We start from the raw sequence: 20,002 nt of genomic DNA on the forward strand, positions 1-20,002 counted from the left end.
TGGCATGCGCATTCTGATCGTCGGCAACGGCGGGCGGGAGCACGCCCTGCTCTGGAAGCTCCGTCGGGACGCGCCCGCCGCCGGTTTCTTCGCGACGCGCCCCAACGCCGGGATGGCGGGGATGGCGCGGGCGGTCGACATCTCCCCGACGGACGTGCGGGCGCTGACTTCCTGGGCGGAGTCGCACCGGATGGACCTGGTGGTGATCGGCCCGGAAGTCCCGCTCGCGCTCGGCCTCGCGGACCGCCTGGAGGCCGCGGGCGTGCCCGCCTTCGGGCCCTGGCGGGCGGCGGCGCGCATCGAATCGAGCAAGGCCTTCGCGAAGGACCTCATGAGCGCCGCGGGCGTGCCCACGGCCGACTACCGCGTCTTCACCGACGCGGCGCGGGCCGAAGCGCATGTGGCGGAGGCAGGCGGGCCGTGCGTGGTGAAGGCCTCCGGCCTGGCGGCGGGAAAGGGCGCGATCGTGTGCGACGATCCGGACGAGGCCTGCGTCGCCATCCGGCAGATGCTGGTGGAGGGAAGCATGGGCGATGCCGGACGCGAGGTCGTGATCGAGGAGCGCATGACCGGCGAGGAACTCAGCGTCTTCGCCCTCGCCGACGGGGAGCGGGCGATCCCGCTGGTGGCTTCGCAGGATCACAAGCGGGTCGGAGAGGGCGACACCGGACCCAACACCGGCGGCATGGGGGCGTACGCGCCGGTCTCGCTGGCCACCGACAACCTGATCGCGCGGGTCGGCGACGAAGTCCTCGATCCCGTGCTGCAGGCCCTCGCCGAGGCGGGCTGTCCGTTCCGCGGGCTCCTCTACGCCGGCCTGATGCTTACCGACGAGGGTCCCAGAGTGGTCGAGTTCAACTGCCGCTTCGGGGACCCCGAAACCCAGGTCGTACTTCCTCTGCTGGAGGGGTCGCTGCTGGACCCGATGATGGCGATTGCCGACGGGAGCGGTCTCCCGGGACACCGTGCCGGCACCGCCGGGGGAGCCGCGGTCACGACGGTGCTGGCGGCCGAAGGATATCCCGGGTCCTACCGGACGGGCGCGGCCATGGAGATCCCGGAGTCTCTCGCGGACGACCCCGACGTGCTTCTCTTCCACGCGGGCACCCGGCGCCACGAAGGTGCGGTGCTGACCGCGGGAGGCCGCGTGCTCGCCGCGACCGGGCTCGGCCGCACGCTGGCGGAGGCCGCCGAGCGTTCTCGGCGCGCCGCGCGCGAGATCCGTTTTGAAGGCAGGTACTTCCGGTCCGACATCGGATGGCGCGAGATGGCGCGAAGCTGACTTCTCCTCCGATCCCGGAGCCGGACGACACCCGGCGGTCCAACTCCAACAATCCAGGTCAACAAGGGAAACCATGATCATTACAACCACGCCAACGCTGGAAGGACGCCCGGTGCGCGACTACCTCGGCATCGTCACCGGCGAGGCGATCATCGGCGCCAACATCTTCAAGGATCTGTTCGCGGCCGTCCGCGATGTCGTGGGCGGGCGCTCCAACGCATACGAGCGCGCGCTGAGCGATGCCCGCGCGCATGCCCTCCGCGAGATGGCCGAGCGCGCCGCCGACCGGGGCGCCAACGCAGTCGTGTCCGTCGATCTTGACTACGAGGTGATCAACAACATGCTCATGGTGACCGCCGCGGGCACCGCCGTGGAAACCTGAGCGTCACCGCCCCGTCCCCCACCTCCAGCCGCCGGAGTCAGCCTGCCGGAGCTTCCTGAAGCGGAGACGATCGCGCGCGGCCTCACGCCGCATCTCACCGGCCGGATGATCTCCGGCGTGCGGGTGCGCCGCCCCGATCTGCTGTCGGAGCCGGCTGGCGCCTTCGCCCGCGGGATGGCCGGCGCCGAGATCGACCAGGTGGGCAGACGGGGCAAGAACGTGGTCTGGTTCTGCTTCCCGGACACGGTTCTGGTCATCAACCTGGGGATGACCGGCCGCCTTCTGTTTCATCCGCGCGGCGACCCCACCCCGCTCCCCATCCACACCGGCGTCACCTTCGATCTGGCCGGCGGCGACGCGGCCGTCTACAGCGACGTGCGCCGATTCGGGCGGTTGCGGCGCTTTTCCGGCCGCTCCTGGCGGCGCTGGTCGCGCACGCTGGGGGTTGAACCGCTGGGCCGTTCCTTCACGGCCCGGCGCCTGGCGGCCGAACTCGCCCGCTCCCGCTCACCGATCCGATCGTGGCTGCTCGATCAGCGGCGCGTGGCCGGAATCGGGAACATCTATGCCAACGAGGCGCTGTTTCTCGCCGGCATCCATCCGGCCCTGCCGGCGCGGGCGATTCCGGCGGCGAAGGTCGCGCCGCTGCACCGAGCCATACGAAGAGTACTGCGGGCCGCCATCGCCGCCTGCGGCACGACCCTGCGGGACTACCGCGACCCTGCCGGGCTGGAAGGATCGTTCGGTCCCCGTCTGGTGATATACGGTCGAGAAGGTCAGCCCTGCGTGAAGTGTCCAAGGGTTGTCCTGAGGACGGTGATCGGCAACCGATCGGCGTTCCACTGCCCCCACTGCCAGCCGCCACCTCAATGACCAGCACCGAGCGAGCTGCCGGGATTCTCGCGACCGCGGTCCTCGTATCGCTCGGTGCGCCTCCCGAGCTAGCCTCGGGCCAGGACGGCATCGTGGTTCCCGACCTGCCCGTGCACGAGTTGACGCTCGACAACGGGCTGCGGCTCATCGTCCTCCCAAGGCCATCGGCGCCGACCGTGGCGTTCGTCGTCGAGTACGCGGTCGGGGGCGTCAACGAGACCCTCGGGTCGACCGGCACGGCCCACCTGCTCGAGCACATGCTCTTCAAGGGCACAACCACGGTGGGCACCCGCGACGTGGAAGCCGAACTCGATCTCTTCGCGCGCATGGACGCCGCCCACGACTCCCTGCTGTTCGAGTCGTCCGCCACCGCCCCCGACACCGCCCGCCTCAGGACGCTCCGGGAGCGCGTCGCCACCTACGAGGGTCAGGCGCAGGCCCCGGTGGTCTCCAACGAGTTCAGCCGCATCCTCACGAGAAACGGAGCCCGCAACCTCAACGCGACCACCTCCTCCGAGGCTACCACCTATTTCGTGGAACTCCCGGCCAACCGGGCCAAGATGTGGTTCCTGCTCGAGAGCGACCGGGCGCACAACCCTGTCTTCCGGGAATTCTACACCGAGCGCGACGTGGTCATGGAGGAGCGCCGCACCCGCGTGGATACCAACCCGGGGGGCCTGCTCTACGAGGTCCACCTGGGGACGGCGTTCCTGATGCATCCGTACGGGGTCCCGGTGGTCGGGTACATGTCGGACCTGGAGCGGCTGTCGCGCCACGACGTGGAGGAATACCACCGCCGCTACTACGGCGCCCGCAATGCCGTGGTCGCCATCGTGGGCGACGTGGCGCCGGATTCGATCACGGCCTGGGCGCGCGACTACCTCGGCGACATCCGTCCCGGCGATCCCCCTCCTCCCGTGCTCGCCGTCGAGCCTCCGCAGCGGGGCGAGCGCCGGGTGGAACTGGTGATGGACGCCGAGCCGCAGCTGCGGGTGGGTTGGCATACGGTGAGCGGTCATCACCCGGACAGTCCGGCGCTCACCATGCTGGCGTCCGTGCTGTCGGGACGGCGCACCGCCCGCCTCTACCGCCGCCTGATCACGCAGGACCGTCTGGCCGTCTCGGTCACCGCGTCCACCATCCCCGGATCACGCTTCCCCGGACAGTTCGTCGTGCACGTAACCCCGCGCGCGCCGAGCACCCCCGCGCAGATCGAAGCCGCCCTCTACGAAGAACTCGAGCGTCTGGCGCTGGAACCGCCCGAACAGAGGGAACTGCAGCGCGTGCGCAACCAGCTGGTGGCATCCGGCGTGCGGCGCCTGCAGTCCAACCTGGGACTCGCGCTCCAGCTCGCCAGCTCGGTCATCCGGTACGGAGACTGGCGGACCACGTTCGAACGGACCGCGCTGCTCTACGACGTCCAGCCCGCCGACGTGCAGCGCGTGGTGCGAACCTACTTCACGCGCGACAACCGAACCGTCGCCACCCTCGTGAAGAGCACCGGGGAAACCGACCCGTGACCGGATTGGGGCCGGGGCGCCAGGCGGTCATCGCCACCCTGCTCGCGGCAGCGGCTGCGGCGCCGGACGGAGCGAATGCGCAGCGGCCGCCCGCCGACCGGGAGGCCATCGAGGCGCTCCGATTCGCCCCGCTGTCGTTCACGCCGCCCACCCCCTCGCAGCACGAGATCGAGGGCGTGACCGTCTTCTTCCTGGAAGACCACTCCCTGCCCCTGGTGAACGTCTACGCGCGCTTTGCGGGCGGTTTCGGACTCCTCGGCCGCGAACTGTACGCCGCCACCACCGCGCTTCCCTCGCTGCTGCGCTTCGGGGGAACGATCGAGCTGCACCCCGACTCCGTCGACGAACAGGTCGACCAGCACGCGCTGCAGCTCGCGTTCGGGTCCTCGGGCGGGAGCACCTCCGCGACCCTCAACTCGCTCACCGGCAATCTCGAACCCGGCCTGCGCCTGTGGAAGGACATGCTCCTCAATCCCCGCTTCGATTCGGTGCAGGTCGAGGTGTGGCGCGGCCAGGAACTGGAAAGCGCCCTGCGCCGCCCGGACGACCCGGGTCGTCTGGCCTTCTCCGAGTTCAACCGCCTCATGTTCGGCGACCACCCCATCGGCTGGGAGATGGCACCCGGCGATCTCGAACCGGAGGATCTCTCGCGAGAAAACCTCCTCACCGCCCATGGTCGCATCCTGTGTCGGGACAACCTGGCGCTGGGGGTGTCGGGCAACCTAGAATGGGAGGAAATCCAAGTCCACCTGCTCGAATTCCTCTCCGGATGGCCGGCCTGCGAGGAGGAGCTGCCCGAACCGCCGGTGCCCGACATCCTGGACGAACCGGGGGTCTACCTGATCCCGCGGGAACTGGACCAGACAACCATCGTCATGGCGCACCGAAGCTCCATCCGCCAGGAGGACTCGCGCGACTACTTCGCTTCCCGCATCGCCAACTCCATCCTCGGATCCGGGGGCTTCTCGAGCCGGATCCTGAACCGGGTGCGCACCGAACTCGGCCTGTCCTACAGCGCGGGCTCCTTCTGGACCACCCCCGACGACAACGACGGCATCGTGGGCGCGCTCACGCGAACGAAGAGCGAGTCGACGATCGCCGCGACGCGCGCAATCCTCGAGGTGATGGAGGAGATGCGCAGCTCGCCTCCCGCGCGCGGCGAAGTGGAAGCCGCCGTGGAAGCGGCCAGCAACGGTTTCTCCTTCAACTTCCAGGGAGCGATGCAGGTCGTCTCCCGGCGCGTGCTGCACGACGCCCAGGAGCTGCCGGAAGACTGGCTGGAAAGGTATGTGGCGGGCGTGCAGCGAGTCTCCGCAGCCGACGTGCGCAACGTCCTCCGCAGGCATCTGGACCCTGGCCGGATGGTCATCCTCATTCTCGGCGATCCGTCCCGGTTCGACCTGCCCGTCGAGACGCTCGGGGAAGTGACGACCTGGGAAGTGGAGGGAGTTACCGATTCGGTTCGGCCGGTCGGACCGTCCCCCGGGTGAAGCGGGGCCATCCGGGTCCGCCGCCCTCCGAGCTACCTCACGCCGACGTGGATCGCCGCGATCCCGAAGGTCAGCAGCTGCCACCGCACCGTGCCGAATCCCGCGTCCAGCAGTCGCTGGCCCAGGACTTGCGGGCCCGGGAATTCACCGACCGAGGCCGGCAGATAGCTGTACGCCCAGCGGTGCCCCGACACGATCCGGCCGACCGCCGGAAGAATGTGCCGGAAGTACCAGAGATATGCGGCCCGGACGATCGGGTTCGGAGGAGTGGTGAATTCGAGAACGACCAGCGGGCTCCCGTCGCGAAGCACCCGTCGCAGTTCCGCCAACCCCAGGTCGAGGTGGGAGAGGTTGCGCACCCCGAAGGCCACCATGGCGCCGTCGAAGGACTCGTCGGCAAAGGGCAGACGTTGCGCGTCCCCGCACAGCGGATGCACGGGCAGACGAACGCTTTTCGTCCCGCCGCGGCGCAGCATGGGTTCCGCGAAGTCCAGCGCCACCACCCTGCCCCGGAAGTCGGGGCGGGTCGCCAGTTCGATGGCCAGGTCGCACGTGCCCGCACAGGCATCCAGGTATCGGGCCGAGTCATGACGGGAATAGTCGAGCGCGCGCACGGCCCGGCGACGCCACCAGCGGTCGACGCTCAGGCTGAGCACCCGGTTGAGCAGGTCGTAGCGTGGCGCGATGCGCGAGAAGATCTCGTGCACCTGGCGCGCGCGATCCTCACCCGAGGACGGCTGACCACCGGAAACGTTCATCATCGATTCTCGTATGGGACGGCGCGAACCTCATCCGGCGGATGTCCTTGAACTACCAGAGCGTCGAAGACGCGGAACTCGTCACCCTCGCCGCCGAGGGTCGGGAGAGCGCCTATCGCGAGCTGCTCTCCAGATATGAACGTCCCGTCTTCTCCCTCATCTACAGGATGGTGAGGAACCGCACCCTCGCCGAAGACCTGGCGCAGGAAGCCTTCATCCGCACCTTCAACGCGATCGATACCTACAATCCGCAATACAAGTTCTCAAGTTGGATCTTCAAGATCGCAAACAACCTGACCATCGATCATCTGCGCAAGCGGCGCGTGCCCACCGTTTCCATGCACGGCGCGCCGGACGCGGTCACCGCGGAGGCCCAGGCGCGCACCAGCCTGGTGGTGCGGTCGCCCGGAGAGAGCCCCGAGGAGTACGTTCAGAACCGCGAGCTCGGCGGCCAGATCGAGGCCGCGATCGGGGAGCTGCGGGAGGAGTATCGGGTGGTGGTGTTGCTCCGCCACATCGAGGGACACACCTACGACGAGATCGCGCGCATCATGGATATCCCGCTGGGGACGGTAAAGACCTACCTTCATCGGGCCAGGGCCGAGCTCAAGCTTCGGCTCGCGGAGGCATGATTCGATGCGCATGGACGCGAAACTTCCCGCGGGTTCGTGCCGTACGCCGGGAGAACCGATGGACGGCATGGACACTTGGACTCAGATGACCCCGGATCCCGGAGATCCCGCGAGGATGGCAACGCCACGACAGGCGGAGGCAGGGACAGGCCGCAGATGAATTCGGACCGATCCAGCTACGGCAGGCATCTGGACGATGACGCGATCCAGGGACTGCTCGACGCCGCCGAAGGACGTGCCGACGCGGAGACCGCGTCCGCCCGCAGGCATCTGGCGGACTGTCCCGCGTGTCAGGCCCGGGTGGATGCCTGGCGGGAGGTCTTCGGCGAACTCGGCCGACTGCGGCGCTTCGCCCCTCCCGGCCGGTTCGCCGAGCGGGTCCTGTCCGGGATCGATCTCCCCGGCGAGGCCTCGAGTTCCTCCCGGGCATGGTGGTGGGTCCGGCTGCGCCGCCGGCTGACCGGACGGGCCGCGGACGCTCATCTCTCCGGGAGGCGGCTGCAGGCGCTCGCGGACGGTGGGCTGCCCCGGAAACGCGCCACCCTGGCGAAGGCGCATGTGGCGACGTGCGGGGACTGTGAGAGCAGGCTGGCGGGCTGGCGGCGCCTGATCGCCACACTGGAAGCCCTGCCCCCCTTCGCGCCTGCCACGGGCTTCGCCGAGCGGGTGATGGCGCGCTGGCGGGAGGTGGCCGAAGAAGCCACGGGGCGCGGCCAGGCTGCGCGAAGGTGGCGACTCCTGCCTCGTTCGCCGCGTGGATGGGTGCTCGCGGGAACGCTGACCAGCATGCCGGTTGCCGCATTCGCCGCAGTGGCGGCCTTCCTCTCAACCGTCCCGCAGCTTACCACCGGCGGCCTCGTTACCTATCTGTGGTGGCAGGCTCGCGACGCCCTGTCGGCGTTCGGGAGCTCGCTGCTGGCGGCGGTCATGCAGAGCGGGGCGGCCTTCCGGGCCTATTCGCTCGCAGAATACCTGATCGCGTCGCCCACTACCGCGGTCGCCGCCGCGGCGGGCTTCACCACCCTGATGTTCAGTTCCATCTGGGTTCTTCACCGCAACATCGGCTTCCCCCGTTTCGCGCTTCGCCATGTTTACAACTGACCCCTCCCGCCCCGCCGGCCTGAATCCGCTGTTCGGCGCGGTGCTCGCGCTCTCGGCGGCGGGTGCGGCGCAGCCCGCCGGCGCTCAGGAGCGGCAGGTGGTATCGAACCGCGTGACCGTGTCGGACGCGGATGCAACCCTGTCACTCGAGTTCGATTCCGGCCCGGCCCTCGAGATCTCCTTTCAGAACGGCGAAATCCGCGTCGACGGCGAGGAGGTAGACAGCTACCAGGCGGGCGGGGAGCTCGCTGCCTCATGGCGGTCCCTGCTCTCCGAAGTCGTTCCGCTGGATGACGGACCACTCGCCGAAGCCCTGCTCGCGTGGGAGCCCGGCGGACAGTTGAGTGGTGACGCGCGAGCCGCCGCCGAGCGGGTCGACCGGGCGCTGCAGGAGGCGCTCACCGGTACGCCGCCGGAAGGCGACCTGATGCCGCGGATTTCGGGGAGCGCCGAGGTGGGAGGCATGGCACCGGCCCTGGTTCCCCCGTTGCTCCGGCTCCTTCTGCAACGGGGCCGGGTGCTGGAAGAGGCGCTCCAGGACGTCGATCTGACGGAGCTGTCGCTTCATCTGGGCGAGGACGTGACCGTTGACGCCGGCACCGATATCGAGGGGGCCCTGCTTGTGGTGGAGGGCGACGCCACCATTTCCGGGGAGGTCCCCGGCGACGTGGTCGTGGTCGAGGGGACGTTGCGTATCGAGGGTGACGCGTACATCGGGGGCGAGGTGCGCGTGATCGACGGACAGCTGGAGCGCGACGGGGGGACGGTGGAGGGCACCATCCTCACCGTGGACGCCGGCGACGTCGCGGGAGCGGGGATGGTGCCGGATGCGGCGGCTTCGGGGGACGATGAGCGCGGCCCGCCCTCCCGTCAGGGTGAAGCACGCACCCGGCTGCCTTTCCGCTACGTCACATCCGGTCTGAGCGGTCTCTTCGGGGACGTGTTCTGGCTCGTGGTCATCCTGGCCGTGGGGACTGCGGTCGTCCACTTCGCCGGAGACCGGCTGCAGAACGTGGCCGAAGTGGTGAGAGCCGCTCCCGGACGGGCCGCGCTGGTCGGTCTGGCAGGCGGCTTTCTCCTTCTGCCGCTGTGGGTGCTGGGCGGTCTCGCTCTCCTGGTGTCGATCATCGGCATCCCTCTGCTGGTCGCCTGGCTGCCGCTCTTCCCCCTGGCCGCACTCCTGGCCGGCGGGCTGGGATACCTGGCCGTGGCGAGCGTTGTCGGCGAGTGGGTGGCGCGCAAGGGCATTCCGGCCCTGGACCGCTTCCGGCCCTCCAACCGGCTGCACGTGCTGGCCGTCGGCCTGGCAGCGCTCGTCCTTCCGTCGGCCCTTTCCCACGTCACGGAAATGGGCGGGCCGACGCTCGGTGCCTTCCTGAGCGGGCTGTTCACCCTCGTCGCGGTGGCTACCGCGATGATCGCGCTGATGCTCGGCTTCGGCGCCGTGCTGCTCACCGGGGCGGGCCGCACTTCCGACCCGGGCAGGATGGCGGCGACGTACGGCGGGGGGATTCGGGCGACGCGGGCGTGGACCCGGAGGCGTTCCCGGCGACGCTCGCACGAGAAACCCGGACACCCCGACGACGGAGGCACTGGTGAGTAGCAGCAATCCGTGGATGAATCAGCGCGCACATCGAGAACGGCGGGGCACCGGGCTGGCACGACTGACTTGCGCGGCCATCGGAGGGCTGGCCTGCACGGCGACCGGACTTGCGGCCCAGGACTGGAGCACCGTGACCGCATCGCGCCAGCTGAGTGGCGAGCGCGAGATCGAGGTCCAGGTGGAATATGGAGCGGGCGTCCTCGACCTGCGTCCGGGAGAGCCCGGCACCCTGTACCGGATGGAGCTTCGATACGATCGCGATCTCATGGAGCCGCAGACGCACTACGAGGACGGAGTCCTCGAGATCGGCATGGATCGCGTCGGCAGGGGTATCCGCATGGGCTCGCGCGACGGATCGGGGCGACTGGATCTGGAACTGTCGCCGGAAGTTCCCCTGTTGCTGGACCTGGAGTTCGGGGCGGCGCGGGCGGACCTGGATCTGGGAGGGCTCGCGATCCGGGAGTTGAATGTCGAGACGGGGGCATCCGATACGCGCATCGAGGTGTCGATGCCCAACGCCGTGGAGTTGGAACTCGCCTCCTTCGAGGCGGGCGCGGCCAACCTGGTCGCCACCGGACTCGGCAACCTGAACGCCGAGCGCATCCGGCTGGAGGCGAAGGCAGGCAAGGTGACCCTGGACTTCAACGGGGAATGGCAGCGCGACGCCGATGTCGATCTCGACCTCGACCTGGGCGCGGTTGAGCTTCGCTTTCCGCGGGGCCTCGGCGTGCAGCTGGTAGTGGATGCGCTTCTGACATCCGTGGATGCCCAGGAGATGTTCAGGCGAGGCGACAGTTACTACTCCGCGGACTGGGATGGTGCGGAGACACGGCTTACGATGGAAATCGACGCGCACATCGGGGCGATCGACGTGGTGTGGACGCCATGATGGGTTTCGTCATCAGGATTCGGGCATTGGGCCCGGGGAGAGGCTCGATATGATCAGCGCCCTGCTGACCCTGTTCGCCGTTGGCCTGGTTACGCTACTGGTCGTGGGAGTGCTGCTTGCGGTGGCGGGCACGGTGTTCTCCATCGGCTTCGGCCTGGCCAGCTTCCTGCTTTTCAAGGTCGCGCCGATCGCACTCCTGGGGTATGTGGTGCTCCGCCTGATCGCGCCCCGCAAGCGCAAGGAGCTGAGTGAAGCCGACCGCAAGTGGCTGGAGGGATAGCCAGGCAGGCTGCGGGAGGGTCGGTCAGGCGGGCGGCGGCCGCGGTGGCGGTCGCCAGGCGATGGCCTCTTCGATCTCGGCGATCAGGTCAGGGGTGGCGAACGCTCCTACCGGCGACGTCCCCACCAGGTCGAGATCGATGTCGCGGGCCAGCAGCGGCGCAAGCGATTCGGGGTAGTCGCGCACCATCACATGCGCGGGCATCCGCCGGATTCGATCCGGGCCGACGCGGGGAAGCGGGGACCACCTCAACCGGTCCCCTCGCGCAACGCCACCACCACCTGGTCGCAGATTCGGTTCAGGGCCTGCGCAACCGGCGACTCCGGCCGGCCCACCACGGTGGGCAGCCCGTCGTCGCCCGACCGCCGAACCGCGGGGTCCAGCGGCACGGCGCCCAGGAAGGGTACGCCCTGCTCCCTTGCCAGAGCCTCCCCTCCGCCCGTGCCGAACACGTCCACCGGTTCGCCGCAGTGCGGACAGGCCATCCCGCTCATGTTCTCTATTACGCCGATGATCCGCGTGTTGACGCGCTCGAACATCTTGATGCCGCGCCGGACGTCGGTGGTGGACACACCCTGCGGGGTGGTGACCATGACGGCCCCGTCGAGGTTGACGCTCTGCACCAGCGACAGCTGGGCATCGCCGGTGCCCGGGGGCATGTCGACAAGCATGACATCCAGGGTGCCCCAGCGCACCTGCTCCAGGAACTGCTTCAGGACGCCCGCGATCAGCGGGCCGCGCATGATCGCCGGCTGTTCGTCGGCGAGCAGGAATCCGAGGCTCATCAGCTTGACGCCATGGGCCTGGAGCGGCTCGATCATCTCCTTGCCCTTGCCGCCGGACACGCTCGGCCGGCGGCGCTCCCCGAACATGACAGGGATGTTCGGGCCGTAGATGTCGGCGTCCAGAAGTCCGACCCGCAGGCGGCGACGCGCGAGCGCGGCGGCGAGGTTGGTGGTGACCATCGACTTGCCCACGCCTCCCTTGCCCGAGCTCACCGCCACCACGTAGCGGGTGTCGGCGAGGATGCCCGGCCGGGGGGTCGGCGCGGGTACCGAGCCGGGAACGAGGGGCGAGCGCCCCGCAGGCGCGGGAGGCGGCGAAGGCGCGCCCGCGGGCGGCGAGGAACCTGCCGGGGCTGCGGGCCGCGGCGGCGCGCTCTTGGGGAGCTGGACGTTGACCCGCACCCCCGAGACGCCGCGCACGCCCCCGGCGGCGGTGCGGGCGGACTTCACCAGCGATCCAGGGTCGTCCGGCTTGAGCTGGAAGGCGAAACGCACCTGCCCTTCTTCGTCGACTTCGAGCTGCTGAACGCGTCCGCTGGAGACGATGTCACGCCCGCTGGCCGGGTGCCGTACCGCGGACAGGGCGTTCGTTACCGCTTCGATGAGATTTTGCTGCGACATACCCCGCCCAGGCCGAAGTGCAGGTGGGATGGTGAAGTGGCCGTGGAATCAGACGGCGGCTACCCTGGTAACCCCCGGAACCCGGTCCTTCAGGCGCCGTTCGATGCCTTCTCTCAGAGTGAGCATGGAGATCGGACAGGTCTCGCACGCGCCCATGAGGCGAAGCATGACCACCCCTTCCGCCTCGTCGTAGTCGATCAGCTCGACGTCGCCCCCATCCTGCCGGATCGCGGGTCTCACGGTCTCGAGGACCTCCTCGATCTTCTCCGTCGCCAGCATGATTCTCGTTCTCCTCGCCCACCCGTCCGCGCTCTCGATCCCGAGCGCGGGCGGACTCCGAAATCGCCCGAAGTTTAGGCAGCGCGCGAGGGCGTGGTCAACCTCGCTTCGGCTCGGCCCGCGACAGCGACCGCTGATGGAGCCCCCACAGGATGGCGGCGGGGATCACCTCAGCCGCGGTCATCCATAGCCGGGCGGCGATCGCGAGCACGGTGGCCGGTCCGCTCCCGAGTGCAGGGGCGAGGATGGCGACCAGGAATCCTTCGCGAACGCCGACTCCCGCCGGCGCGAAGAGCATCAGGTAGCCCGCCACGTACGCCGCCGCGAAAGCCGAGCCGGCGTGCACGGGCGACAGTTCCATGCCCAGACTCGCGGCCAGGATCCAGAAGGATGCGCCCATGGCCACCCAGGCCAGCGCGACCTGCAACAGCCAGCGCAGCACCAGAGCGGCGGTGAGGTTCGCGGGAGCGGCGGTGCGGACGATGCGAAACCACAGCGCAACCGCCGCGCGGAACAGGGAGGGAACGGCAAGCACGAGCACGAGCAGGCCGGCCGCCACCCCGGCGCCGGCGAGTCCCCAGCGCGGCAGCGGCACGGGTCCTCCGACGAATGCGCCGAGCCCGATTGCGCCGGCGGCCAGCAGCCCTGTGCCCTGCACGATCACCGCGGAGGTGGCCGAGACTGCCACAGGAACCCCCTTCCCCTTCGCCAGCGCGGCCATCCCGGCGACCGACCAGACCTTTCCCGGCACGTACCGGCCCATGTTGGCGATCATGAAGATGCTCACGGCGTCGCCCGCAGAAAGCCGCGGCCCGCCCAGCCCGGTCACCACTCCGCCCCAGATCAGGCCACTCAGGCCGTAGGCGGCGAGCAGGAGCAACGTCGCGCCGACGAGCGGAAGCAGCCGCGGACGGGCGAGCACATCCTGCCACTCCCTTAGTTCGGCCACCGACAGCCCCACCCGATCGAGGATGAACCAGGTGACAATGACCGTGAGGGCGACGCGCGCCGCCAGCGAAAGCCACTTCTTCAGGGTTTCGCACTCCGCGTCGCGCGGCGGGCCGACCAGATGCGGACCGCGTTGGCCGCGAGCAGCCCGGTCAGGATGATGAAGCCCAGCCAGAAGCTGCGCAGCACCACGTCGGACCGGTACCACAGCTCGACCTCGGATTCCCCCGCCGGCACGGGAACGGCGCGCAGGGTGTGGTAGGCGCGCAGCACGGGGGCGTCGCGGCCGTTCACGCGGGCATGCCACGCGGGGTACCAGTTGTCTGCTATGGCGAGCAGCGCCGGAGCGGAGGAGCGCACGGCGAGCCTCAAGCGGTCGGGGCCGCGCTCCAGCCAGTCGATCTCGCCCGCGACAGGCGTGCCCGGCAGGTCGACGGGCGGTGGCTCCGCCAGCACCACCTCCCCTGCGGGGTCGAACGCGGGAGAGAGCATGTACGCCATCGCCTCGTCGTCGGACCTGACGACGGCGCTTCCCACGAGCCGCGCGCGCGGAAGGCCGGCCTCCACGAAAACGGTCTCGTAGATGCGGCCGTCGGGCAGTTGCGTCCGGCTGAAGACATTCCCCTGCGGCGAACTCCCCATCTGCAGATCGGGCCAGAGCAGATAGCGCACGTTGAGCAGCCTGCGGATGTTCTCGTTTCCGTAGAGGTTCATCGGCTGTCCCGAGCCCACCATGCCGATGAGATTGCGGTAGCGGGCCAGGTCGTTGGGGTGGTGTCCGCCGGCGAGTTCGATGCCGTGTAGCGCGGGCATCAGGTCCTGGCCCGCGTTGCGAAAGGACAGCATGCGGTAGGGTTCGGAGCTGCCGGCCTCCCGGTCGAGCACTGCCTGGATGTTGGCATCCGGGGCAGACCAGCGCTCGAAGTCGATGGTCTGGATGAACACGCGGTCTATGCGGTAGGCGTCCAGCGCGACCAGGGCGACGAGCGCGCCCAGGACGATGCCGGGCGCCAGGTACGCCCTTCGCAGCGCCCACACCGCCGCCGCCACGGCCCCGGCCAGAAAGACCGCGATCCAGGCACCGGCCCCGATCCAGGGCAGCGCGGCCGCCAGCGCCTGACGCCTGGCCTCGGTGATTCCGGGATAGAGGACGGAGGCCCACAGAGAGGTCAGCGCGCCCGCTGCGGCGAGCAGCGCGATTGCTCCCAACGTGCCGGCAGCGACCAGAACCAGCCGCTGGACACGCCGTCCCAGTTCGGGATCGCGCACGCAGGCGAAGATGCGGTCCACCCCCAGCGCCGCCAGCGTCGCCGCGCTGAAGGCGACCAGGTAGGCCGCCTGAGAGGGCGCCCGGAAGAGGCTGATGCCGGGCAGGACTTCATAGGCTATGCGCCAGACGGGCGTATGGGTGCCGAGAGCGAACAGAAGGGCGGTCCCGGCCAGCCCCCCGAAGAACCAGCGCAGCCCGCGCAGGGGTCCGCCCACGAACGAGATCGCGGCAAGCAAGAGCAGTACCAGGCCCGCGTATTCGTGGTTGTGCTTGAACGGATTGCGGCCCCAGTAGGTGTTGTCGGCCCAGCTTCCCGTACCGCCGATGTTGGCTCCCGCGAATTCGGGGATGACGAGGGAGAAGGCCTCCTCCGGATGAAGCGACCAGGAACTGGACCACTCGAGGGCGGCATCCTCGTCGAGTGCCTCGGAGGTCGCGGTGCGCCGGGAGTCGGCGGTCACGTAGTCGAGGGCCGGCAGGAGTTGGCCGCCTGTGATGAGCGCGCCGGTGATCGACGCCGCCAGAAACAGACCGAAGCGTGACGCCGCCCGCGAGCGCGAGCCGGGGCGGGTCCCAGCGGCATCTGCATCCCGTGGATTGTCGTCCGTCCCGGCCACAGCTTCCGCACCCGTCCCCCGCAGGATCTGAACGCTGCGGAACATGGCGAACAGCCCGGTGGCGCCGAACAGGAAGTACGCCGTCTGGAAGTGCGGCGTCAGGATCACGAGCGCGATCACCAGGGCCAGCCAGGTGAACGACTTGAGGCCGGGGCCCAGGAAGTGCCGCTCCGTGGCCCAGAACAGCAGCGAGGTCAGCGCGGTCACGAACATCTTGCCGTCGTGACCCGCGAACACGAGCCCGACGAAGACCGGGGCGAGCATGTAGCCGGTTCCCGCGACCAGCGCCGCGGCCCGGGAGACCCCCAGCGCGCGCACCCACATGAACATGAAGAAGCCCGCCGCCGCGACGTGCACGACGAGCTTCCATCCGAGCGCCCGATAGGGCTCCACGAGGATGAGCAGCAGGAGAGAAGGCGGGTAGAAGGAATCGCCCGCGCTGAGGGCTTCTACCAAGGGAGTGCCCCCGAGGAACTGCGGCAGCCATCCCGGGATGCGGCCCAGTTCGGCCAGGGCGTCCGCGTAGATTGCGCGTGCCATGTAGCCGCCGGCCAGGGTGTCGCTCCCGTAGAGCATCGCGCTGCTGAAGATGAACCCGCGGAACAGGACCACCGTCAGCCCGAGGAAGAGGGCCCACGGAAGCCACCTGGGGATGGCGGGAGCGCCGCCGGAGGCCATCTGCGCCCGCGAAGGAGCGCTCTTCCGTGCCGAGGCTGTCTCTGCGCGCGGCCTCCGCGCCTGCTTTCGCTTGCCTCGTCGCTTCGCGCTCATCGATCTCGTCCCACGGTTCCGCGTCGCTTCAGCCCGCGCGCACCGCTCAACCGTCCCCGGTAGCCGCGGGCCCGGACCCTGCATCATCGCGTGTCCCGCCAGCCAACTGGCGTCGCAGCGCCTCGATCTCGTGCCGGACGTGGGCGATCTGCTCGCTGACCAGGCCGAATCCTGCCAGAAGGAACCCGAGCGTCTCCAGCAAGACCACCAACTGGATCAGCAGACGGTAGCCGAACGGGGGCACGTAGGGCTCGAATCCCAGCGCCGGATGCAGGTAACGCAGGTAGAGGGCGCCCGCCGCAACCAGTCCTCCCAGTGCCGCCAGAGCCAGTCCGGAAGCACCGAACAGCAGCAGCGGCTTGCGCGAAAAGAACACCAGAAAGGCGACGGATGCCAGGTCGGTAACGCCGATCACCACGCGCCACAGCCCCTGGTACTTGGATTCGCCCGCCCTGCGGTCGTAGAGCTTGATGTCGATTTCGGTGACCGTGGCCCCGCGCCCGTGCGCCAGCACAACGAAGAAACGATGCCAGTCGTGCCTGAGCGTGAGCCCGTCCAGGATCTCCCGCCGAAACCCCTTCATGGCTGAGTTGAGGTGGGTGACGGGCACACGGAACAGCAGGCGCGACATGCGGTTGTAGATCTCGGACACCGCCGCCTTGTCGTAGTGGCCGATGCGCCGCCCGGAGACGATGTCCCACCCTTCGTCGAGCTTCTCCAGGAAGCGGGGGATGTCGCGCGGGGAGTGCTGCAGATCGGCGTCGAAGAGGATGATGCAGCGACGATCGGTGGCGTTGACACCGGTGACCATCGCTTCGGTCTTGCCCCGGTTGCGCCGATGGCGGACGACGCGAAACCCGTCCCAGTCCGCCGCCTCGCGGCGGGCCACCTCCGCCGTGCCGTCGGTGGACCCGTCGTCCACGAGCACGACTTCACCGTCGAGATGGAACTCCTGGAATGCGTCCCGCAGTTCGCGCACCAGGTCGGGGACCACGGGGGCCTCGTTGAATGCGGGAATGACGACCGCGAAGTCCCTTCTGGCCTGCTGGATCTCCGGTTTCAGATTCTGCCCCGGTCGGAGGGTGGCGTTGCCGCGTGCGCCGCGCGTTGGGCGAGCGCGGTCAAGATGGTCTCGCAGGACACGGTACGCCACTCGCGGCACCCTCGTTCCGCGCCGTGGCAGGGCGCGGGAGGCACCGCGGGCGAGAGATCGCGGGGGTCTCGGCGGGCCCCCGGCTCAGCCCTTGCGGTGGGATGGCGAATCGCGAGATTTGTCCCTGCCGGTCGCTGCCCGTGCCCTTTGCCGGGCTGTTCGAAGAGCCGCACCCGAGCCGGGCGACCACCGTTTTCCCGTCGCCGCCCAGATTTCTCCCTACCGTACCCGAGGCTGTCATGTCCATGGCCGGAACCGTCCGCGTCCCTCCGCCCGTCAACGAACCCGTCTTCGACTACGCGCCCGGTGACCCCGAGCGCGCGGCTCTCAAGAGCAAGCTGGCCGAGATGTCGGGCCAGGAGATCGAGATTCCGCTGATCATCGGCGGCGAGGAGGTGCGGACCGGCGAGCTGGCCGCCTGCATCCTTCCGCACGACCACGGCCACGTGGTGGCGCGCTACCACCTGGCGGGCCCGGCCGAGGTCGAGGCCGCCGTGCAGGCGGCCATGGAGGCGCGCCGTGACTGGGCGTCCTGGCCCTGGGAGGCGCGCGCCTCCGTGTTCCTGACCGCGGCCGACCTCCTCGCCGACCGGTGGCGGTCGACGATCAACGCGGCCACCATGCTCGGCCAGAGCAAGACCTGCCACCAGGCGGAGATCGACGCCGCCTGCGAGACCATCGACTTCTTCCGCTTCAACGCCCACTTCGCCCAGCAGATCTATTCCGAACAGCCGCACTCACCCGGCGGCATCTGGAACTGGGCCGACTACCGGCCGCTGGACGGCTTCGTCTACGCGGTGTCGCCGTTCAACTTCACCGCGATCGGGGGGAACCTGACGGCTTCGCCGGCCCTCATGGGCAATTCCGTGGTCTGGAAGCCATCGCACAGCGCCATCTACTCCAACTATTTCGTGATGCGCGTCTTCGAGGAGGCCGGACTGCCCCCCGGGGTGATCAACTTCGTGCCCGGCGACCCCCGGATGGTGACGCGGGTGGTGATGGGGAGCGAGGACTTCGGGGGCATCCACTTCACCGGCTCAACGGACGTATTCCGCTCGCTCTGGCAGGGGGCGGCGGGCAACCTGCCCCACTACCGTTCGTACCCGCGCATCGTCGGCGAAACCGGGGGCAAGGACTTCCTTATCGCGCACCCGTCCGCCGACGCCGAGGCACTCGTGACCGCGATGCTGCGCGGGGCCTTCGAGTACCAGGGCCAGAAGTGCAGCGCCCTGTCGCGCGCCTACATCCCGGAGAGTCTCTGGGAACGGATCGGCGACCAGCTCGTGGAAGAGACCGAGGGCATCACCATGGGCGATCCCGCCGACTTCGGGAACTTCATGAGCGCCGTGATCCACCGGCAGTCCTTCGACAAGATCGCCGGGTACATCGAGGGTGCGAGGAACTCGAACGAGGCCGAGATTCTGGCCGGCGGGGAGGCGGACGACAGCAGGGGATACTTCATCCGCCCGACCGTGATCCGCGCGCACCGGCCCGACTACCGAACCATGTGCGAGGAGATCTTCGGTCCGGTGCTGAGCGTGTTCGTCTACCCCGACCGCATGTGGAGCGAGACCCTGGAGCAGGTCGACGGAACCTCTCCCTACGGGCTCACGGGGGCGGTGTTCGCGCGCGACCGCAGGGCCGTGGAGGACGCGCTCCACGCGCTCCGCTTCGCGGCCGGCAACTTCTATGTGAACGACAAGCCCACGGGGGCGGTCGTGGGCCAGCAGCCCTTCGGCGGCGGCCGGGCGAGCGGCACCAACGACAAGGCCGGGTCGAAGCTCAACCTGCTGCGCTGGGTCTCGCCCCGCAGCGTCAAGGAGACCTTCGCCCCTCCGACCCGGTACCGCTATCCGTTCATGGCGTCCTGACGGGGCTCGAGCCGGACATGGACACAACACGGTCGAACGGGCCGAGCGTGGCCTTTATCGGTGCCGGAGCCATGGGCGCGGCAATGATCGGCGGCCTTGCGGGGGGCGACGACATCGATCGGGCCCACATGATCGCGAGCGACCGAAACGAGGACCGGCTCGCGCTGGTGCGGGACCAGTTCGGGGTCCGGACCACCCTGTGCAACCGCGAGGCGGCCCGGGACGCGGACGTCGTCGTCCTGGCGGTCAAGCCGCAGGTCCTGCCCGGCGTGCTCTCGGAGCTTCAGGGCGGGATCCGGCGGGACGCGCTGACGCTGTCGATCGTGGCCGGCGCCTCCATCGGCACCATCGCCTCGCTGCTCAAGCACCGCGCCATCGTACGCACCATGCCCAACACGCCGGCCCAGGTCGGGGAGGGCATGACCGTGTGGACGGCGACCCCGGAGGTCTCGCCGGAGCAGAGGGCGCAGGCAGGAACCATCGTCGGGTCGCTGGGGCGACAGCTGTTCGTCGACGACGAGCGGTTCCTCGACATCGCGACGGCCATCAGCGGCACCGGACCGGCCTACGTGTTTCTCATGATGGAGGCGCTGATCGACGCGGCCGTTCATCTCGGGTTCTCGCGCAAGGACGCGCGCGAACTCGTGGTGCAGACCATCCGCGGCGCGGCGATCTACGCCGAGCACCAGACCGTCCATCCAGCCGAGCTGCGCAACCGCGTGACCTCACCCGGAGGCACCACGGCCGAGGCGCTGTACCAGCTTGAGAAGGGCGGTTTCCGCACCATCATGTCCAAGGCGGTGCACGCGGCGTTCCAGCGCAGCGTGGCCCTGGGCGAGATGAGCACGCAGGCGTAGCCGCGGACGCCGGGCGGACG

The 20,002-nt window shown here is 69.3% G+C and carries 19 protein-coding genes; 12 read left to right on the forward strand and 7 right to left on the reverse strand.

Annotation, left to right across the window (positions count from 1 at the left end; translation table 11 throughout):
• Window positions 1-4: 4 nt before the first annotated feature.
• The 5 genes from purD (at window position 5) to OXU32_16170 (ending at window position 5,547) form a co-directional block, all read left to right on the forward strand.
• Window positions 5-1,282: a phosphoribosylamine--glycine ligase gene (gene purD / locus OXU32_16150; GenBank protein ID MDE0075488.1), complete on the forward strand. Its 1,278-nt coding sequence runs from the start codon at window positions 5-7 to the stop codon at window positions 1,280-1,282.
• A gap of 73 nt (window positions 1,283-1,355) precedes the next feature.
• A complete protein-coding gene (locus tag OXU32_16155) occupies window positions 1,356-1,664 on the forward strand; it encodes a heavy metal-binding domain-containing protein (protein MDE0075489.1) in 309 nt (102 codons plus the stop codon).
• A 42-nt stretch (window positions 1,665-1,706) separates the two neighbouring features.
• The gene (mutM, locus tag OXU32_16160; GenBank protein MDE0075490.1) at window positions 1,707-2,537 is read left to right on the forward strand and encodes a bifunctional DNA-formamidopyrimidine glycosylase/DNA-(apurinic or apyrimidinic site) lyase; all 831 of its coding nucleotides are present in this window, start codon (window positions 1,707-1,709) and stop codon (window positions 2,535-2,537) included.
• Window positions 2,534-4,057: a pitrilysin family protein gene (locus OXU32_16165; protein MDE0075491.1), complete on the forward strand. Its 1,524-nt coding sequence runs from the start codon at window positions 2,534-2,536 to the stop codon at window positions 4,055-4,057. Before mutM ends, OXU32_16165 begins: the two co-directional genes overlap by 4 nt.
• On the forward strand, window positions 4,054-5,547 hold the full coding sequence (locus tag OXU32_16170; GenBank protein ID MDE0075492.1) for a pitrilysin family protein: 1,494 nt from the start codon (window positions 4,054-4,056) through the stop codon (window positions 5,545-5,547). The genes OXU32_16165 and OXU32_16170 overlap by 4 nt, the downstream gene beginning before the upstream one ends.
• Window positions 5,548-5,579: 32 nt before the next feature.
• On the opposite strand, the gene OXU32_16175 is transcribed toward OXU32_16170, so the two are convergent.
• Window positions 5,580-6,308 carry a ubiquinone/menaquinone biosynthesis methyltransferase gene (locus OXU32_16175; GenBank protein MDE0075493.1) on the reverse strand — a complete coding sequence of 243 codons (729 nt, stop codon included), beginning with the start codon at window positions 6,306-6,308 and terminating at the stop codon, window positions 5,580-5,582.
• Between the two features lie 44 nt (window positions 6,309-6,352).
• Between OXU32_16175 and OXU32_16180 the strand changes: the two genes are divergently transcribed.
• The 5 genes from OXU32_16180 (at window position 6,353) to OXU32_16200 (ending at window position 10,810) form a co-directional block, all read left to right on the forward strand.
• Entirely contained in the window at window positions 6,353-6,937 is a 585-nt protein-coding gene (locus OXU32_16180; protein MDE0075494.1) for a sigma-70 family RNA polymerase sigma factor, read from the forward strand.
• Between the two features lie 156 nt (window positions 6,938-7,093).
• Window positions 7,094-8,038 carry a hypothetical protein gene (locus tag OXU32_16185; GenBank protein MDE0075495.1) on the forward strand — a complete coding sequence of 315 codons (945 nt, stop codon included), beginning with the start codon at window positions 7,094-7,096 and terminating at the stop codon, window positions 8,036-8,038.
• Window positions 8,025-9,641 (forward strand): hypothetical protein, encoded by a 1,617-nt coding sequence (locus OXU32_16190; protein ID MDE0075496.1) that lies wholly within the window; start codon window positions 8,025-8,027, stop codon window positions 9,639-9,641. The genes OXU32_16185 and OXU32_16190 overlap by 14 nt, the downstream gene beginning before the upstream one ends.
• Window positions 9,634-10,530 (forward strand): hypothetical protein, encoded by an 897-nt coding sequence (locus OXU32_16195; protein MDE0075497.1) that lies wholly within the window; start codon window positions 9,634-9,636, stop codon window positions 10,528-10,530. Before OXU32_16190 ends, OXU32_16195 begins: the two co-directional genes overlap by 8 nt.
• Before the next feature lie 49 nt (window positions 10,531-10,579).
• Window positions 10,580-10,810: a hypothetical protein gene (locus tag OXU32_16200; protein ID MDE0075498.1), complete on the forward strand. Its 231-nt coding sequence runs from the start codon at window positions 10,580-10,582 to the stop codon at window positions 10,808-10,810.
• Window positions 10,811-10,834: 24 nt separating this feature from the next.
• Here OXU32_16200 and OXU32_16205 read toward each other — a convergent pair whose 3' ends face one another.
• The 6 genes from OXU32_16205 to OXU32_16230 all read right to left on the reverse strand — a co-directional run bounded on the left by OXU32_16205 (window position 10,835) and on the right by OXU32_16230 (window position 17,254).
• Window positions 10,835-11,014, reverse strand: a complete 180-nt coding sequence (locus tag OXU32_16205; GenBank protein ID MDE0075499.1) for a hypothetical protein — start codon at window positions 11,012-11,014, stop codon at window positions 10,835-10,837.
• A gap of 44 nt (window positions 11,015-11,058) precedes the next feature.
• Window positions 11,059-12,216 carry an Mrp/NBP35 family ATP-binding protein gene (locus OXU32_16210; GenBank protein MDE0075500.1) on the reverse strand — a complete coding sequence of 386 codons (1,158 nt, stop codon included), beginning with the start codon at window positions 12,214-12,216 and terminating at the stop codon, window positions 11,059-11,061.
• 48 nt (window positions 12,217-12,264) lie between these two features.
• Window positions 12,265-12,495: a NifU family protein gene (locus tag OXU32_16215; protein MDE0075501.1), complete on the reverse strand. Its 231-nt coding sequence runs from the start codon at window positions 12,493-12,495 to the stop codon at window positions 12,265-12,267.
• Window positions 12,496-12,592: 97 nt separating this feature from the next.
• Window positions 12,593-13,618, reverse strand: a complete 1,026-nt coding sequence (locus OXU32_16220) for a lysylphosphatidylglycerol synthase domain-containing protein (GenBank protein MDE0075502.1) — start codon at window positions 13,616-13,618, stop codon at window positions 12,593-12,595.
• On the reverse strand, window positions 13,525-16,008 hold the full coding sequence (locus OXU32_16225) for a hypothetical protein (protein MDE0075503.1): 2,484 nt from the start codon (window positions 16,006-16,008) through the stop codon (window positions 13,525-13,527). Before OXU32_16225 ends, OXU32_16220 begins: the two co-directional genes overlap by 94 nt.
• A 139-nt stretch (window positions 16,009-16,147) precedes the next feature.
• The gene (locus OXU32_16230) at window positions 16,148-17,254 is read right to left on the reverse strand and encodes a glycosyltransferase family 2 protein (protein MDE0075504.1); all 1,107 of its coding nucleotides are present in this window, start codon (window positions 17,252-17,254) and stop codon (window positions 16,148-16,150) included.
• A gap of 239 nt (window positions 17,255-17,493) precedes the next feature.
• On the opposite strand from OXU32_16230, the gene pruA reads away from it, so the two are divergent.
• Both pruA and proC read left to right on the forward strand, forming a co-directional pair.
• Window positions 17,494-19,125, forward strand: a complete 1,632-nt coding sequence (gene pruA / locus OXU32_16235) for an L-glutamate gamma-semialdehyde dehydrogenase (GenBank protein MDE0075505.1) — start codon at window positions 17,494-17,496, stop codon at window positions 19,123-19,125.
• 17 nt (window positions 19,126-19,142) lie between these two features.
• Window positions 19,143-19,982: a pyrroline-5-carboxylate reductase gene (gene proC, locus OXU32_16240; protein MDE0075506.1), complete on the forward strand. Its 840-nt coding sequence runs from the start codon at window positions 19,143-19,145 to the stop codon at window positions 19,980-19,982.
• Window positions 19,983-20,002: the final 20 nt, after the last annotated feature.

This window comes from Gammaproteobacteria bacterium (assembly GCA_028819075.1).
GTDB lineage: Bacteria > Gemmatimonadota > Gemmatimonadetes > Longimicrobiales > Gaopeijiaceae > BD2-11.

Excerpts from the sequence above, each read along its gene's own strand:
- purD (MDE0075488.1), top strand. The coding sequence starts at position 5 with ATGCGCATTCTGATCGTCGGCAACGGCGGGCGGGAGCACGCCCTGCTC.
- OXU32_16155 (MDE0075489.1), top strand. The coding sequence starts at position 1,356 with ATGATCATTACAACCACGCCAACGCTGGAAGGACGCCCGGTGCGCGAC.
- OXU32_16165 (MDE0075491.1), top strand. The coding sequence starts at position 2,534 with ATGACCAGCACCGAGCGAGCTGCCGGGATTCTCGCGACCGCGGTCCTC.
- OXU32_16175 (MDE0075493.1), bottom strand. The coding sequence starts at position 6,308 with ATGATGAACGTTTCCGGTGGTCAGCCGTCCTCGGGTGAGGATCGCGCG.
- OXU32_16185 (MDE0075495.1), top strand. The coding sequence starts at position 7,094 with ATGAATTCGGACCGATCCAGCTACGGCAGGCATCTGGACGATGACGCG.
- OXU32_16190 (MDE0075496.1), top strand. The coding sequence starts at position 8,025 with ATGTTTACAACTGACCCCTCCCGCCCCGCCGGCCTGAATCCGCTGTTC.
- OXU32_16200 (MDE0075498.1), top strand. The coding sequence starts at position 10,580 with ATGATCAGCGCCCTGCTGACCCTGTTCGCCGTTGGCCTGGTTACGCTA.
- OXU32_16205 (MDE0075499.1), bottom strand. The coding sequence starts at position 11,014 with ATGCCCGCGCATGTGATGGTGCGCGACTACCCCGAATCGCTTGCGCCG.
- OXU32_16210 (MDE0075500.1), bottom strand. The coding sequence starts at position 12,216 with ATGTCGCAGCAAAATCTCATCGAAGCGGTAACGAACGCCCTGTCCGCG.
- OXU32_16215 (MDE0075501.1), bottom strand. The coding sequence starts at position 12,495 with ATGCTGGCGACGGAGAAGATCGAGGAGGTCCTCGAGACCGTGAGACCC.
- OXU32_16225 (MDE0075503.1), bottom strand. The coding sequence starts at position 16,008 with ATGGCCTCCGGCGGCGCTCCCGCCATCCCCAGGTGGCTTCCGTGGGCC.
- pruA (MDE0075505.1), top strand. The coding sequence starts at position 17,494 with ATGTCCATGGCCGGAACCGTCCGCGTCCCTCCGCCCGTCAACGAACCC.
- proC (MDE0075506.1), top strand. The coding sequence starts at position 19,143 with ATGGACACAACACGGTCGAACGGGCCGAGCGTGGCCTTTATCGGTGCC.